Annotated in this window: 12 protein-coding genes; 6 read left to right on the top strand and 6 right to left on the bottom strand. The window is 54.5% G+C overall.

The window, feature by feature from the left end:
• The first annotated feature begins 49 nt into the window (after window positions 1-49).
• Window positions 50-814, top strand: coding sequence for an SDR family NAD(P)-dependent oxidoreductase (locus ACO0U8_RS21840; RefSeq protein WP_056772109.1), 765 nt, complete (start codon window positions 50-52; stop codon window positions 812-814).
• Window positions 815-972: 158 nt separating this feature from the next.
• Window positions 973-1836, top strand: a complete 864-nt coding sequence (locus ACO0U8_RS21835) for a helix-turn-helix transcriptional regulator (protein WP_421671614.1) — start codon at window positions 973-975, stop codon at window positions 1834-1836.
• A 39-nt stretch (window positions 1837-1875) separates the two neighbouring features.
• Here the strand turns inward: ACO0U8_RS21835 and ACO0U8_RS21830 are convergent, their stop codons facing one another.
• Genes ACO0U8_RS21830 through ACO0U8_RS21810 form a run of 5 tightly spaced genes read right to left on the bottom strand, consistent with a single transcriptional unit; the run spans window position 1876 to window position 6836 of the window.
• Window positions 1876-2220 carry a PTS fructose-like transporter subunit IIB gene (locus ACO0U8_RS21830; RefSeq protein ID WP_390973905.1) on the bottom strand — a complete coding sequence of 115 codons (345 nt, stop codon included), beginning with the start codon at window positions 2218-2220 and terminating at the stop codon, window positions 1876-1878.
• 23 nt (window positions 2221-2243) lie between these two features.
• Complete coding sequence (locus tag ACO0U8_RS21825; RefSeq protein ID WP_421671613.1) at window positions 2244-3131, bottom strand: [formate-C-acetyltransferase]-activating enzyme; 888 nt, start codon at window positions 3129-3131, stop codon at window positions 2244-2246.
• Window positions 3097-5394, bottom strand: a complete 2298-nt coding sequence (locus ACO0U8_RS21820; protein ID WP_421671647.1) for a formate C-acetyltransferase — start codon at window positions 5392-5394, stop codon at window positions 3097-3099. Before ACO0U8_RS21820 ends, ACO0U8_RS21825 begins: the two co-directional genes overlap by 35 nt.
• A gap of 16 nt (window positions 5395-5410) precedes the next feature.
• Entirely contained in the window at window positions 5411-5740 is a 330-nt protein-coding gene (locus ACO0U8_RS21815; RefSeq protein WP_122096552.1) for a PTS fructose-like transporter subunit IIB, read from the bottom strand.
• A 16-nt stretch (window positions 5741-5756) separates the two neighbouring features.
• The gene (locus ACO0U8_RS21810) at window positions 5757-6836 is read right to left on the bottom strand and encodes a PTS fructose transporter subunit EIIC (RefSeq protein ID WP_421671612.1); all 1080 of its coding nucleotides are present in this window, start codon (window positions 6834-6836) and stop codon (window positions 5757-5759) included.
• 369 nt (window positions 6837-7205) lie between these two features.
• On the opposite strand from ACO0U8_RS21810, the gene ptsP reads away from it, so the two are divergent.
• Complete coding sequence (gene ptsP, locus ACO0U8_RS21805) at window positions 7206-9710, top strand: phosphoenolpyruvate--protein phosphotransferase (protein WP_421671611.1); 2505 nt, start codon at window positions 7206-7208, stop codon at window positions 9708-9710.
• Window positions 9711-9721: 11 nt separating this feature from the next.
• The gene (fsa, locus tag ACO0U8_RS21800) at window positions 9722-10387 is read left to right on the top strand and encodes a fructose-6-phosphate aldolase (protein ID WP_056772089.1); all 666 of its coding nucleotides are present in this window, start codon (window positions 9722-9724) and stop codon (window positions 10385-10387) included.
• A 105-nt stretch (window positions 10388-10492) separates the two neighbouring features.
• Here fsa and ACO0U8_RS21795 read toward each other — a convergent pair whose 3' ends face one another.
• Entirely contained in the window at window positions 10493-11320 is an 828-nt protein-coding gene (locus ACO0U8_RS21795) for a dienelactone hydrolase family protein (protein WP_136374947.1), read from the bottom strand.
• A gap of 159 nt (window positions 11321-11479) precedes the next feature.
• Between ACO0U8_RS21795 and katE the strand changes: the two genes are divergently transcribed.
• The gene (gene katE, locus ACO0U8_RS21790) at window positions 11480-13762 is read left to right on the top strand and encodes a catalase HPII (RefSeq protein ID WP_414070147.1); all 2283 of its coding nucleotides are present in this window, start codon (window positions 11480-11482) and stop codon (window positions 13760-13762) included.
• 256 nt (window positions 13763-14018) lie between these two features.
• Window positions 14019-14780 carry a uridine phosphorylase gene (gene udp, locus ACO0U8_RS21785; protein WP_056772087.1) on the top strand — a complete coding sequence of 254 codons (762 nt, stop codon included), beginning with the start codon at window positions 14019-14021 and terminating at the stop codon, window positions 14778-14780.
• Window positions 14781-14794 lie beyond the last annotated feature (14 nt).

Genomic DNA, 14794 nt, shown 5'->3' with positions numbered 1-14794 from the left:
GCTTAATGGACGTTTCATTCATTTCAAACATTTAAAACAGGGAGAGAACATGAACCGATTTACAGACAAAGTGGTTGTCGTGACCGGCGCGGGTTCAGGTATGGGGGCGGCAACGGCCCGGCGTTTTGCTGATGAAGGCGCGATAGTCGTGCTGGTTGGCCGAACCAAAGAGAAACTGGAGAAAGTCGCGAGCACGCTGAGCAGCACGCAATATTATATTCACCTGGCAGATGTTTCTTCGGCGCAGGACGTCGAGCGAATGGCGGCGGTCATCGGGGATAAATTTGGCCGGGTGGATGTGCTGGTGAATGGCGCAGGCGTGGTCGTCCAGGGGAAAGTGACCGAGGCAAGTCTCGAGGACTGGCAAAAAATTCTGGCCATCGACCTGAGCGGTGTTTTCTACTGCACGCGTTTCTTCATGCCCGCGTTGATAAAAAGCAAAGGCAACATCGTGAACATCTCATCCGTGTCTGGCATGGGCGGCGACTGGGGCATGAGTTTCTACAACGCGGCCAAAGGCGGCGTGACCAACTTCACCCGCTCGGTTGCTATGGATCACGGCAAAGACGGCGTGCGTGTCAACGCGGTTTGCCCGTCGCTGACCTTTACCGAGATGGCGGCAGGGATAAAAGACAATCAGCCTCTGCTGGATAAGTTCGCAGAACGCATCCCGCTTGGCCGTGGCGCTGAGCCGGAAGAAATCGCTGACGTGATCGCGTTTCTCGCCAGCCACGATGCCCGGTTTGTGACCGGCGTAAATCTGCCGGTGGATGGCGGCCTCAGTGCCTCTAACGGCCAGCCTCCGCAGGCATAACCGGCTGTGTCCGGTTCACCGGCGTGCTTCGACAGCCGCCGGTGAACCCTTTTCCCGTCAATGTTTTCCCGTCAATGTTCGCAAATCTGTGACTTCTTTTTCTTCCTTCCGCGCAGGTTGGTTATCATGGTGTGATTCTGCAAACAGGTAGCACGACCATGACTCATCCTCTTTTTTCTGTTTTATCTCCGGTACTTGAAGCCACCAACGGCATCCGCCAGGTTTATTATGCGGGCAACCAGCATCCGGTTCCTGCGCTGGCCTATCAGGTCGATTTTCCGCGTCTCGAGCTGATTCTGGACGGTGAACAGGTAATGGAATGGGAGGACGAACAGGGGACGACTCAGGTGACGATCTTGCAGACCGGCGATGTGTTATATGTTCCGGCGAAAGGCTGGAACAGCCCCCGGTGGCAGATGCCGGTGCGCACGCTGAGTATTTTATTTGGCAAACAGCAACTGGGTTTTAGCCTGCTCCACTGGAACGGCGCAGGTTTTGATTCCAGCGAAAAGGGCAATATCGGCAGACGCGGCCCGCGCGTCGGGGCATTTATGTTGCAGGCGCTGAACGAGCTGGCGTGGCACAGAAGCGATCAGCAAACCGCGAAATTTTTGGTGAAAGGGCTGCTGAGCCATGCGTTAGATCTGTTCAGCTCTTCGGTACAAACGGCATCGCGCAGCCAGGCTCTGTTCAGTGCCATCCGCCAGCATATCGAAGTCTATTTTCGCGAGCCGCTGACCCGCGATTCTATCGCGAAATCTTTCTACATCTCGCCGAATTATTTATCGCATTTATTCCAAAAAAGCGGCGGCATCGGGCTGAATGAATATCTGAATTATGTCCGGCTGGAACAGGCGAAAAATCTGCTGAAAGGCTACGACATGAAGGTGAAAGAAGTGGCGCATGCCTGCGGATTTACCGACAGTAACTACTTTTGCCGTCAGTTTAAGAAAAGCACCGAACGTTCCCCGTCGGAATACCGTCGGCAATATCGCAGCCAGTTTGAGCAGGAACAGGCGTGATGTGTTTTGCAGTTTGCGGGCACCCTGGCGAAGGCAAGGTTACGGCAGGATGATGTGTGTACCCTGTGGCGAGGTGGCTATTTTCTTTACGGCAGTCATCACTTTTTCGGGTGTGCGTAAAAAGGTATGCATGCCTGTCTGAACGCAGCGGCTGTGGGCAAAACGCTCGCGGTTTTCCAGTTGGATCTCGGTGATTAACAGAACAATATCGGCCTGAGCGATATCATTTTCTGACAGCATGTTTTCAATGCCCAGTGCGCCCTGCGTTTCCACTTTCACCTGCCATTTTTCCTGTGCGCTGAGCTTTTCAAGACGCTCTGCCGCCATATAAGTGTGCGCCACACCGCTGATACAAGCGGTTACTGCAACCAGTTTGAGCGACATCGTATTTCCTCTGATCAAAAGTTTTACCCACCGAGCGTCACGTTATAACCGTATTTTTCGGCCATCGCATAAAACGGCGCAATAGTTGCGGCATCCGGCACCTTTGTTTGATGCATTGAATAGGTTTTATCCAGTAACGGATATTTCGCTTCACCGTATTTGTGGAAGGGTAAAAGGTGGATTTCAGTTAATTTGAAAGGCTTCAGGAAATCCAATATTTGTCGCATATTTTCAGGCGTTAACGTGAAGCCTGGGATCAGCGGTATCCGTGGAAGCAGCTTCACGCCGCGTTGTGTCAGCGCGGTGAAATTCTGCAACACTCTTGGCTGGTTCATATTGAGCACCGATCTTGCCAGCGCGGGATCCATCATTTTGAAATCATACAACACCTGATCGCAGTGATCGGTAAGCGCAAGCAGATGATCCAGCGGCGCATCGCCCGCCGTTTCGATCGCCGTCGAAATGCCCAAAGCCTGCAACTGCCGGAGTAACTGACCGGCAAAAGCATATTGCATCAACACCTCGCCACCTGACAGCGTGACACCGCCGCCCGACGAACGGAAAAAAATCTCATCTTTGAGCAGACGCGTCATTAACGCCGGCAGCGTAATGTCTTCGCCGACATATTCCATTGCGCCACTCGGGCATTCGTTCGGATCCTGCAAACAGGTGCGGCAGTTCAGGCATTTCGCCTGCCGTTTGATGACCTGAATACGTGGCGACATCGATTCAGGGTTGGCGCACCACGGACAGCGGTGCGGGCAGCCTTTGAAGAAAACCAGGGTACGAATACCCTGGCCGTCATTGAGCGAAAAGCGCTGAATATTGAAAATGCGCCCGCGCCTTTCCGGCTCATTCAACACAGGGATCTGCATATCATAACTGGTGCGCGGTACGGCCGATAATGTCATCCTGAATCTCCCTCGACAGTTCGACAAAGAACGCGCTGTAACCCGCCACCCTGACGACCAGCCCGGCAAAATCCTGCGGACGCTTTTGCGCTTCACGCAGTTGTTCAGCGTTCACCACGTTGAACTGTATATGCTGTAGTTTCAGTCGGGTAAAGGCGCCGAGGAAATCCGCCAGTTTGTTCAGCCCCTGCTGACCTTCCAGCGTGGATGGCGTGAATTTCACATTCAGCAACGTCCCGTTAGACAGCAGAGTATTGTCGAGTTTACTGACCGATTTCAGGACGGCGGTCGGCCCTTGGTGATCTTGTCCCAGCATCGGGGAAAGGCCGCCGTCGGCAAGCTGCTCACCGGCGAACCGTCCATCGGGCGTTGCACCGACCACGGCGCCCAGCGGCACATGTGCCGACACCGTGTAAGAACCCGGAGTGAACTGGCCGCCACGCGGGTTGCGGTATTGCTCGACCTCTTTGCAGTAATAACGCAGTAAGTCGGCACTGATTAAATCCACTTCATCAACGTCGTTGCCATATTTCTCGAAGCGGTTGATGAGCCGGGCGCGGATGGCGCGGCCCTCTTCACTGGCAAAGTTCTCTTTCAGCGAAGCGAGTAGCTCATCAAACGTCAGACGTTGCTGGTCAAACACCATGCCTTTGAGCGCGTGCAGGGAATCGCTGAGATTCGCGATACCAATGCCCTGGACCCCCGAGAAGTTGTAGCGCGCGCCGCCCTCAGTAATGTCTTTGCCGCTGTTCAGACAGCCTTCGATAAACGAAGACAGCAGGGGAACCGGTGCCCAGTCACGGTGGCCGATGTCACAGATATTGCTGCCCTGCGCCATCAGCCTGACGTAATGGCTGATTTTCTGGCGGATCTGCTCCACCAGTTCAGGATAAGTCATTGCCGCGTTGCCTTCATTTTCGTGCAGCGTCAGTTCCATGACTTTCAGCAGGTTAAACATCGCAATGTCATGCAGGCCGTATGTTTTTCCCGGAATCGATAATTCCACACAGCCCACCACGGCGTAATCCCGCGCGTCTTCAAGCGAAACACCGCGGTTAAGGAAGGCAGGCACCACGACTTCATCATTAAAAATTTGCGGAATACCGGTCCCCATTCGGATGGTTTCGGCGGTTTTTAGCAGGAACGGGCGGTCAATCAGTTCATTGACCCGCACCCCGAGATTCGGCTGCGGCAGGCAAACATTCTGGTAGGCATCCAGACAGAGGAACGACAGCACATTGACGGCGCTGCGGCCGGTTTCTGTCAGGCCACCCAGTAAAATGGTGTAACCGGTCGGGAAACCGGCGAAGTAACGGGCGCTGGAGGCGGAGCGTAACAGCACGATGTCATTGCATTTCACCCACAGACTTTCCAGCAACTCTTTAAGAAACGCCGGGGATTCGCCGTGTGAAAGGGAATGCTGGTAGAACGGCAGCATGTACTGATCGAAGCGGCCAAGTGACAATGAGCTGGCGTTGGATTCGTACTGCAAAATGATATTCATGTACCAGAACAGCTGGCAGGCCTGATAGAAATCCTGCGGCTTATTGCCGGAAATATGGCGCGAGACGTGAGCGATACGCACCAGTTCCTGTTTTCTTGTGTCGTCCTGACAGCTTTCCGCCATTTTTTCAGCCAGTGCGGCGTAGCGCAAAATATGCCGTTGTGCGGCCTTAAGCAGAATCAGTGCCGCCTGATAAAAGGCGTTATCCGGCGCCTGATCATTGAGCTGCACAAGTTCAGCCACTAAATTGTCCAGACCCGAATTAAGCAGGCGCGGGTAATCGATAATGATGTGCCCCTGGCCTTTATCGGTCTGATTAATACTGAAAATCTGGGTCCGGGTGGCCGCCGTGACCTCTTCCGGCATCTGGCTGTTGATGAAGTCTTTCATTGAGCGCGATTCCCAGTAAGGGAAAAGCTGCCCGCGATAGATCTGTTTATCTTCCCCGGAAATCGTGAAACGGTCCTGCGGACGGGTGGAAAACGCGTCCAGCTCTTTGAGCAGCCAGTAAGGGTCCATTTCAGGAGAGATGATCCCCGCACGCGGTTTGACCGTTCGGTTACCGGCAATCAGCTCGTCTTCACGCAGGGCAATCTCAACGTTATCCATAATGTATGCCGTGGCTTTAGCACGGCGCACAAGAGTCAGTTCGCCCTCCGTGCTGCGGTGACTTTCGGTATACAGCAGGGCACGTTCCAGCGAGATTTCACGCGGGCTGGCGAACAGTGCGGCTTTCAGTCGTTCGGTGCGGGACGTCATCATATTCTCCTTGTGATCAATCCGTGACGGCAGCTTTAGTCAGGTGTGCTGCGATTTTTTCCATGATGGCGTCAGCGCGTTTTACTGCGTCACTGATGCCTACGCGAACGGTGACTTTGCCTTTAAAACGCTCTTCAAATTTGATGCCAATATCTTTGGTCAGGATCACGATGTCGGCGGCAGCGACGTCTTCGGCGGTCAGTTCGTTCTCCAGACCGATTGATCCCTGAGTTTCCACTTTGCATTCCCAGCCTTTGGCTTTCGCTGCGCGTTCGATGGCCTCTGCTGCCATGTAGGTATGGGCAACGCCGGAAGGGCACGCAGTAACAGCAATAATTTTGGTCATAGTTAATTCCCTGATGTCAGTTAATTTCGAAGTCTAAGTCCAGGTCAGATTCCTGATGTGTCTTGTTGGATTGCTTTTTGGCCGCCAGATATTTCAGCAGATTGAGACAAAGGGCGGTGACGACCATGCCGACCAGCAGCGCGCCGATGTAAGCAAATTTGCCCTGAACGACAGGCAGTACGATCAGCCCGCCCCATCCCGCGTAGCACTCTGCGCCGAGCAGGGCGGCAGTCACCGCGGCACAGGCAGAACCGAACATGATGGAAGGAATAACGCGCAGCGGGTCGGCAGCGGCGAAAGGAATCGCGCCTTCAGTGATGCCGACGCAACCCATCAGCATGGCCGCTTTGCCGGCTTCACGCTCCTCGGTGGAGTAATATTTACGGCCAATCAGCGTCGCGAAACCTACACCGAGGGGAGGTGTGGCGATGGCAACCGCCGCAATGGCGACCACCGTATACACACCCTGCGCCACGCAAATCAGCATAAAGGCGTAGGCAACTTTGTTGACCGGCCCGCCCATATCGAAAGCCAGCATCAGGCCCATAATGATGGCGAGTACCACAATGCTGCCCTGCTGCATGCCTTGCAGCCATTGGGTGAGCGAGGTGGTCAGCAGCCCGACAGGTTCGCCCAGCCCCCACATCATGATCCCCGCCGTCAGCAACGTACCGACGATCGGGATCACGAAGATCGGCATCACTGAGCGCAGGATCTTAGGAACCGGGATCTTCTTGAGATAGAAAACAATGATGCCGCCCAGCAGGCCCGCAATGATTGCGCCGAAAAAACCGGCACCAAATGAGGCGCCAACCCAGGCACCGATGGCGGCAGGAGCCAGTGCAGAGCGATCGGCAATGGAATACCCGATGTAGGCAGCCAGAAAGGGCACCATCAGGGTTAAACCGGCGACGCCGATATCAAACAGCTTTTTGAGATTGGGATCGGTCAGGGGGTCCGGAACGGCGCCTTTACCGTACAGCATGACGGAGATGGCCAGTAAAATGCCCCCCGCGACAACAAAGGGGATCATGTGGGAGACGCCAGTCATCAGGTGCTGACGGATATTTTTTAGAATATTGAGCAAGTCTTTCATGATTGGCTCCGGGAACGGCTGGTGTCGGGCTTAACGATCGCAAATATCAGGGCTGAATAACGAAAAAAGCCCAGATACTGAAAGGGTATCGACGACAACAATAGGCTGACGGCCGTGGCGCTAATAGTGGACAAAATTGTGTTTTACTGGACTTTTGTAATGTTCGATTGAAAATGCGAGCAGGTTCAAATAACCCAAATAAACCGCAGAATCCTCAACCCCTGTACACTGTGAGCTGCCTCGCAAAAAATCTCATACATTACATTTATCCAGTGTTTGCCATTTTTGTCTGGTAGCCAGCGGGCGCTTGCGGCTCTTATTCTGCAACAGCCGGTAAATTTCACCGGAATCTGGGATGAGGATTCAGAAATGACCAAGAAGTTGAGCTTCACCTGTGTACTGGTAAATGGGGTTCACGCCCGTCCGGCGAGCCATATAGAAACGTTGTGCAATGGATTTACCGCAGCGTTTCAGTGGCATAACACCCGTACCGGCCGCACCGCTGACTGTAAAAGCGTGCTGTCGTTGATCGGCGCAGATATTTTGCTTGGTGATGAATGCCACATCACGGTCGAGGGAGCGGATGAAGACGCCGCCCTGGCCGCTCTCACGCATTTTATTGAACACACATTTCCACTGTGCGATGAAGCCCTTCCTGAACACCCGGAAAATGCAGAGCTCGAACCGCTTCCTGAATCCTTAGCGCATCTCTCGCCGGTGGTTTACCGCGCCCGTTCGGTCAGTGAAGGCTGTGCATCGGGCAGGCTGATTACCCTCTCAAACGTGAATCTGACGGCGCTTACCGATTTGCCTGAGTCACAGGGCAAGGATAAAGAACAAAGTCTGCTTTCCGCCGGGCTGGCGCAGCTTGAAAAATCCATTGAATTACAGCTGATGGAAGGCAGCGGCACCCTCACAGCCGTGCTGGAGGCTCATCGCTCTCTGCTGCGTGATAACAGCCTGCGCGATGCGCTGCTGGGCCACGTCATGGAAGGGAAGAGCTGCGCGCAAAGTATTGTGGATACCGCCGCACATTTCAGTGCGCAACTGGCACAATCTTCCAGCGCCTACTTACGTGAGCGCGAACTGGATATTCGTGATGTCAGTTTCCAGTTGCTGCAACACATTTACGGAGAAGCGCGTTTCGCTCCCCAGCAAACACTCAGCGAAGCCAGCATTTGTCTCGCAGACGAACTGACGCCAAGTCAGTTTCTCGAACTGGATAAAAAACATCTCAAAGGCCTGCTGCTCGGCAGCGGCGGCAGCACGTCTCACACCGTCATTCTGGCGCGGTCGTTCAATATCCCTGCGCTGGTGGGCGTCGATCCGGAGCCTTTGCAGGCGTATCTGGGACAGGAAGTGCAGATCGACGGCGATCTGGGGTTGATCGCCTGTGCGCTGACGGAACCGGTGCAGCGCTACTATCGTCAGGAGCAAGCGGTGCATCAGGCACTGCGCCAGCAGCAGAGTGAGTATCTTGATAAGCCGGGTTACACCGCTGACGGCGTTCGTCTGGAAGTGGCGGCAAATATTGCGCACTCGGTTGAAGCCAGCGCGGCCTTTGGCAACGGTGCCGAAGCCGTCGGGCTGTTCCGTACAGAAATGCTGTATATGGATCGCGCCAGTGCGCCCTCTGAAGATGAGTTGTACAACATATACTGTCAGGCGACGGAAGCGGCTAACGGCAAAACCATTATCGTGCGTACGATGGATATCGGCGGTGATAAGCCGGTTAATTACCTGAACATTCCCGCTGAAAACAACCCCTTCCTTGGCTATCGCGCCGTGCGTATCTATCAGGAATTTTTACCGCTGTTTCACACGCAACTGCGCTCGATCCTGCGTGCTTCGGCGCACGGGTCGCTGAAAATCATGATCCCGATGATCTCATCAATGGAAGAGATTTTGTGGATCAAAGATCGTCTGGCGGAAGCCAAACAGTCGCTGCGCAGCGAGCAAATCCCGTTTGATGAAAAAATTCAGCTGGGGATCATGCTGGAAGTCCCTTCGGTGATGTTCATCATCGATCAATGCTGCGAAGAGATTGATTTCTTTAGTATCGGCAGTAACGACCTGACGCAATATCTGCTGGCGGTTGACCGCGATAATGCCAAAGTGACCCGCCATTACAACAGTCTGAATCCGGCGTTTCTGCGTGGCCTCGATCATGTGGTGCGTGAAGTCCATCGCCACGGTAAATGGATTGGCCTGTGCGGTGAACTGGGCGCAAAAGGCTCTGTGCTGCCGTTACTGGTCGGCCTGGGGCTGGATGAAATCAGTATGAACGCGCCGTCAGTTCCGGTGACCAAAGCGCGACTGGCGAAACTCGACAGCCGCGAATGCCGCCTGCTGCTTAACCGCGCCATGCAGTGCCGCACCTCGCTGGAGGTTGAACACCTGCTGGCGCAGTTTCGCATGACGGCGAACGACGCGCCGCTCATCACGACAGAATGTGTGGCGCTGAACAGCGACTGGCGCAGCAAGGAAGAAGTGATCAAAGGCATGGTTGATAACCTGATGCTGGCAGGGCGATGCCGCTACCCGCGCAAGCTTGCCGCAGACGTCTGGGCCCGTGAAGCGGTATTTTCGACAGGACTCGGTTTTGGTTTTGCTATCCCGCACACCAAATCTGAGCACATTGAACAGTCGACCATCAGCGTGGCAAAACTCAAGGCACCGGTGCAGTGGGGCGATGAAGAAGCGCAGTTTGTGATCATGCTGACGCTGAATAAACACGCTGCCGGTGACCAGCACATGCGTATTTTCTCTAAACTGGCGCGCCGGATTATGCATGACAGTTTCCGGGATGCGTTGATGCATTCGACCACGGCAGCGCACATTGAAGCGTTGCTGAAACAAGAGCTTGAACTCTGACAGGAGATGGCATGGAACTCTATCTGGACACCGCGGATATAAGCGCAGTCAAACGTTTATCCCGTATTTTACCGCTGCAGGGCGTCACCACTAACCCGAGCATAATCGCTAAAGCGCGCACCTCCTTGTGGGAGGTCTTACCGGCGCTGCGTGACGCGCTCGGTGGCGAAGGAAAACTGTTCGCTCAGGTACTGGCGAATCAGGCCGACCGAATGGTGGAAGAGGCGGAGTTACTGCATTCGCGCGTGCCGGGGCTGATTGTGAAGGTGCCGGTCACTGCCGAAGGGCTGGCGGCGATAAAAATTCTGCGCACCCGTAAAATCCCGACGCTGGGAACGGCCGTGTACGGCGCAGGGCAGGGGCTGCTTTCCGCCCTCGCCGGTGCAGAATATGTCGCCCCCTATGTCAACCGGCTGGACGCTCAGGGCGGTGATGGCATTGCGATGGTGACGGAGTTGCAGCAATTACTGACGCTTCATGCGCCGCAGGCCAAAGTGCTGGCGGCCAGCTTCAAAACGCCGCGTCAGGCGCTGGCGTGTCTGCTGGCGGGCTGCCAGTCGATCACCCTTCCGGTGGATGTGGCGGAGCAGTTTATCGGCGCACCGGCGGTTCAGGCGGCCGTCGTGGCGTTTGAAGAAGACTGGCAGGGCGCGTTCGGTGTGAAAACGCTAAGCTGAGTTGCTCAGCATCTGAGACAGCATTTCGCGTAAAAAAGCCCGACAGGTCAACCTGCCGGGCTTTTTATCATTTTTAACGGCTGTGAATTCTACTTCACACCGGTCTTATTTCACGCCGTACTGTGCAAAGAAATCCAGCATCCGCTTCCAGCCATCGGCGGCGGCTTCAGCGTTGTAGCTCGGGCGGTAATCGGCGTTAAACGCGTGTCCGGCCTCCGGATAGACAACGATTTCCGCATTGGCATTGGCTGCGCGGATGGCCTGACGCATGGTTTCAATCGTCTCCAGAGGAATGCTGGAGTCTTCCCCGCCATATAACCCCAGAACCGGTGCATCCAGCGCCGCAGCGCGATCTACCGGCTGCATCGGGCTGGTCAGCGTTTTGTCACCGACCAGTTTGCCGTACCACGCCACACCCGCTTTCAGCTGCGGATTATGCGCCGCGTACAACCAGGTTATACGGCCGCCCCAGCAGAAACCGGTAATGCCTAATTTTGTGATATCTCCGCCGTGCTGAGAGGCCCAGTGTGCCGCGTGGTCGAGATCGGAAAGTACTTGCTGATCCGGCACTTTGCTCACCAGTTTGGCAAACAACTCACTGATTTCAGTGTAATCACGCGGATCGCCCTGACGGAAATAGAGCTCCGGCGCGATAGCCAGATAGCCCTGTTTCGCCAGCCGGCGGCAGACATCCTGAATATGCTCGTGCACACCAAAAATCTCCTGCACCACCAGAACGATAGGCAGCTTACCGCTGAAATGTTCCGGACGGGCGAGATAGGCGGGCAGGTCTTCTCCCTGCGAGGGAATGGTGGTCTGGCCGGCGTGCAGGCCATCGGTATCAGTGTGAACGGTAGTTTCAGCCACCGGCGTTACGGCCGGTGCAAAGCTGGTCGGAGCCTGTTTCAGGGGGAGGATTTCGTCGTTTTTCATTGGAGTCTCCATACAGAAAATTTGCGCGATGGATTAAAACTATAGCCGGAAAGCCGCAACAGCAAGGCAGATGAGATGTTCTATAGTTAAAAGTTAGTGAGGAAAAATGTCACGGAAGACCTAAAGAACGCCTTAAACGTCTAGCTGGAGTCTTGTTCAATGTCGAAATTACCTTCAAAAGTGTCCAAAAAGAGTGAGTCAAAACCGGTAAGCCGCGCCCCCGCCACGGGCATTAAATCCACACAACCCGGCCTGGGTGATCTGGCACCTGCCGACAGTGCTTATCAGCCATCGCCACAACCGACGCCGCCGGGCAAAGAGCCCACGGCCTCCGGTAGCGCGAAAAGCCCGCAAAATACCAATGCCAAACTCGATGCGCTGGAGCGGCATCGTAAAAATGGTGAGAAGCAGCCGCTGACCACCAATCAGGGGACGAAAATCTCTGATGATCAAAACTCGCTGAAAGCCGGAAGCCGTGGTCCGACGCTGCTGGAAGATTTTATTCTTCGCGAGAAAATTACGCATTTTGACCACGAGCGCATTCCCGAACGTATCGTTCATGCCCGTGGCGCTGCGGCACATGGCTATTTTCAGCCGTACCGCAGTATGAAATCTGTCACCAAAGCCAGTTTCCTGTCTGATCCGAAAAAACAAACCCCCGTGTTTGTGCGTTTTTCTACCGTGCAGGGATCACGCGGCTCTGCGGATTCTGTCCGCGATATTCGCGGCTGGGCCACCAAGTTTTATACCGATGAAGGCATTTACGATCTGGTCGGCAATAACACGCCGGTATTCTTCATTCAGGATGCCCACAAGTTCCCGGACTTTGTGCATGCGGTGAAACCTGAACCTCACAACGAAATCCCGCAGGGGGCCAGCGCGCACGATTCCTTCTGGGATTACGTCTCGCTGCAACCTGAAACGCTGCATAACGTATTCTGGGCAATGTCCGATCGGGGGATCCCGCGCAGCTATCGCACGATGGAAGGCTTCGGGATCCACACTTTCCGTTTTGTGAATGCGAAGGGAAAATCCACGTTTGTCCGTTTCCACTGGAAGCCACTGGCAGGTAAAGCGTCGTTGCTGTGGGATGAAGCGCAGAAACTGGCCGGTAAAGATGCGGATTTCCATCGCCGTGATTTATGGGAAGCCATTGAAGCCGGTGATTATCCTGAGTATGAGTTGGGTGTTCAGCTGATCCCGGAAGAAGACGAATTCAAATATGATTTTGATTTGCTCGACCCGACCAAACTGATCCCGGAAAAACTGGTGCCGGTGCAGCTTATTGGCAAGATGGTGCTAAACCGTAACCCGGACAACTACTTTGCCGAAACCGAGCAGGTCGCCTTCCACCCCGGCCACGTCGTACCGGGCATTGATTTCACTAATGATCCGTTGTTGCAGGGGCGGCTTTTCTCGTATACCGATACGCAAATCAGCCGTCTTGGCGGGCCAAATTTCCACGAAATTCCGATTAACCGGCCAACCTGCCCGTACCACAATTTCCAGCGTGACGGCATGCACCGCCAGGATGTTGATACCAATCCGGCGAACTATGAGCCGAATTCCATTAACAATAACTGGCCGAGAGAAACCCCTCCGGCAGCATCGGGCGGCGGGTTTGAAAGCTATCCTGAACGCATTGATGCGGAAAAAGTCCGCCAGCGCAGTGAATCGTTTGCCGAGTTTTATGCGCAGCCGCGCCTGTTCTGGCTAAGTCAGACGCCGGTGGAGCAGGAGCATATCGCAGGCGCTTTCTCGTTTGAGTTATCCAAAGTTGTGCGGCCTTACATCCGCGAACGTGTTGTTGATTTACTGGCCCGCGTCGATCAGTCTCTGGCCCAACAAGTGGCGAAAAATGTCGGCATTACGCTTTCGCCGGACACGCTGAAAATCAAACCGCCAAAACCGGTAAATGGTCTGGAAAGCGATCCTTCTCTCAGCCTGTATGCCAGTGGCAAAGGCGTGATTAAAGGGCGGCAGGTCGCGCTGTTATTAGGTGACGGTGTCAATGCAGCGGATGTGCTGGAAACCTTGCAGGCGCTTCAGGCCGTTGGCGTTCACCCTAAACTGCTGGCCAGCCATTTAGGCACGGTCACGGCCGATGATGGTTCGACATTGCCGATTGATGCCACGTTTGCCGGTTCGCCGTCGATCACGGTTGACGCAGTGATTGTGCCGCACGGGCATATCGACGCATTGCTGATGAGTGGGGATGCGCGGCATTACGTCCTTGAAGCCTATAAACATCTGAAAGTTATTGGCCTGAGCGGTGATGCGCGACGCTTCAAATCATTGCTGGGGCTTAAAGATGATGTGGCGGAAGAGGGGATCATAGAAGGCGAAAAAGCGGAAGGTGCCTTGCTGAAAGCCTTTGTGAAAAACTTAGCGAAACACCGGATCTGGTCACGCAGCGCTGCGGCAGATGCTGTTCCTGCCTGACAGGTTAACCCGCACCCGGCAGGCAGAGCCTTGTTATAAGGCAATGCCTGCTTTTTTATGCCTGCCACGAAATCAGACCGTTTAAAAATTCGTCTTTTGCGCTGTAATTTGTGACTAACATCACAAATTAAATGTATGCGTTATTCTTGTTGTTACATCATAGTGACGGCCATCACGAAATAACGTCACAATGTTCAGTACAGTTGCCGGGTGTTCCTCCTGCCAATTTATGACCTTACACACAGAGGAGTTTGTTATGTCTCAGCCTGAAGTTTTCCATCTTGGCCTGGCCAAAAAAGATTTAAACGGCGCGACGCTGGCGATTGTACCCGGCGACCCTGAGCGCGTTGAGAAGATTGCCAAACTGATGGAGAACCCGGTTCGCCTGGCTTCCCACCGCGAATTTACCTCATGGCGCGCTGAGCTTGACGGCAAATCTGTGATTGTCTGCTCAACCGGTATCGGGGGTCCTTCCACCTCTATCGCGGTTGAGGAGCTGGCTCAGCTCGGCATCCGTACCTTCCTGCGCGTCGGTACTACCGGTGCCATCCAGCCACACATCAGTGTGGGCGACGTGCTGGTCACCACCGCCGCCGTTCGCCTTGATGGCGCGAGCCTGCACTTTGCACCGATGGAATTCCCGGCAGTGGCCGATTTCGCCTGTACCACTGCGCTGGTTGCTGCGGCTGAGTCCGTGGGTGCACAAACTCACATCGGCGTGACCGCGTCTTCTGACACCTTCTACCCAGGCCAGGAGCGTTATGATACTTACTCTGGCCGCGTGGTTCGTCGCTTTAAAGAATCGATGAAAGAGTGGCAGGAAATGGGCGTCATGAACTATGAAATGGAATCTGCCACCCTGCTGACCATGTGTGCAAGCCAGGGCCTGCGTGCAGGTATGGTTGCCGGTGTCATTGTGAACCGTACGCAGCAGGAAATTCCTGATGCAGAAACCATGAAAAAGACAGAAAGCCACGCGGTTAAGATCGTGGTAGAAGCCGCCCGCCGCCTGGTCTGATTTTACCGTTCTCA

Origin of the sequence: Rahnella sp. EDr1-12 (assembly GCF_049206505.1) — a bacterium.
GTDB classification, from domain to species: Bacteria; Pseudomonadota; Gammaproteobacteria; order Enterobacterales; family Enterobacteriaceae; genus Rahnella; species Rahnella rivi.
The sequence above is the reverse complement of the archived record's forward strand: the minus strand, read 5'-3'. Positions and strand labels throughout refer to the sequence as shown.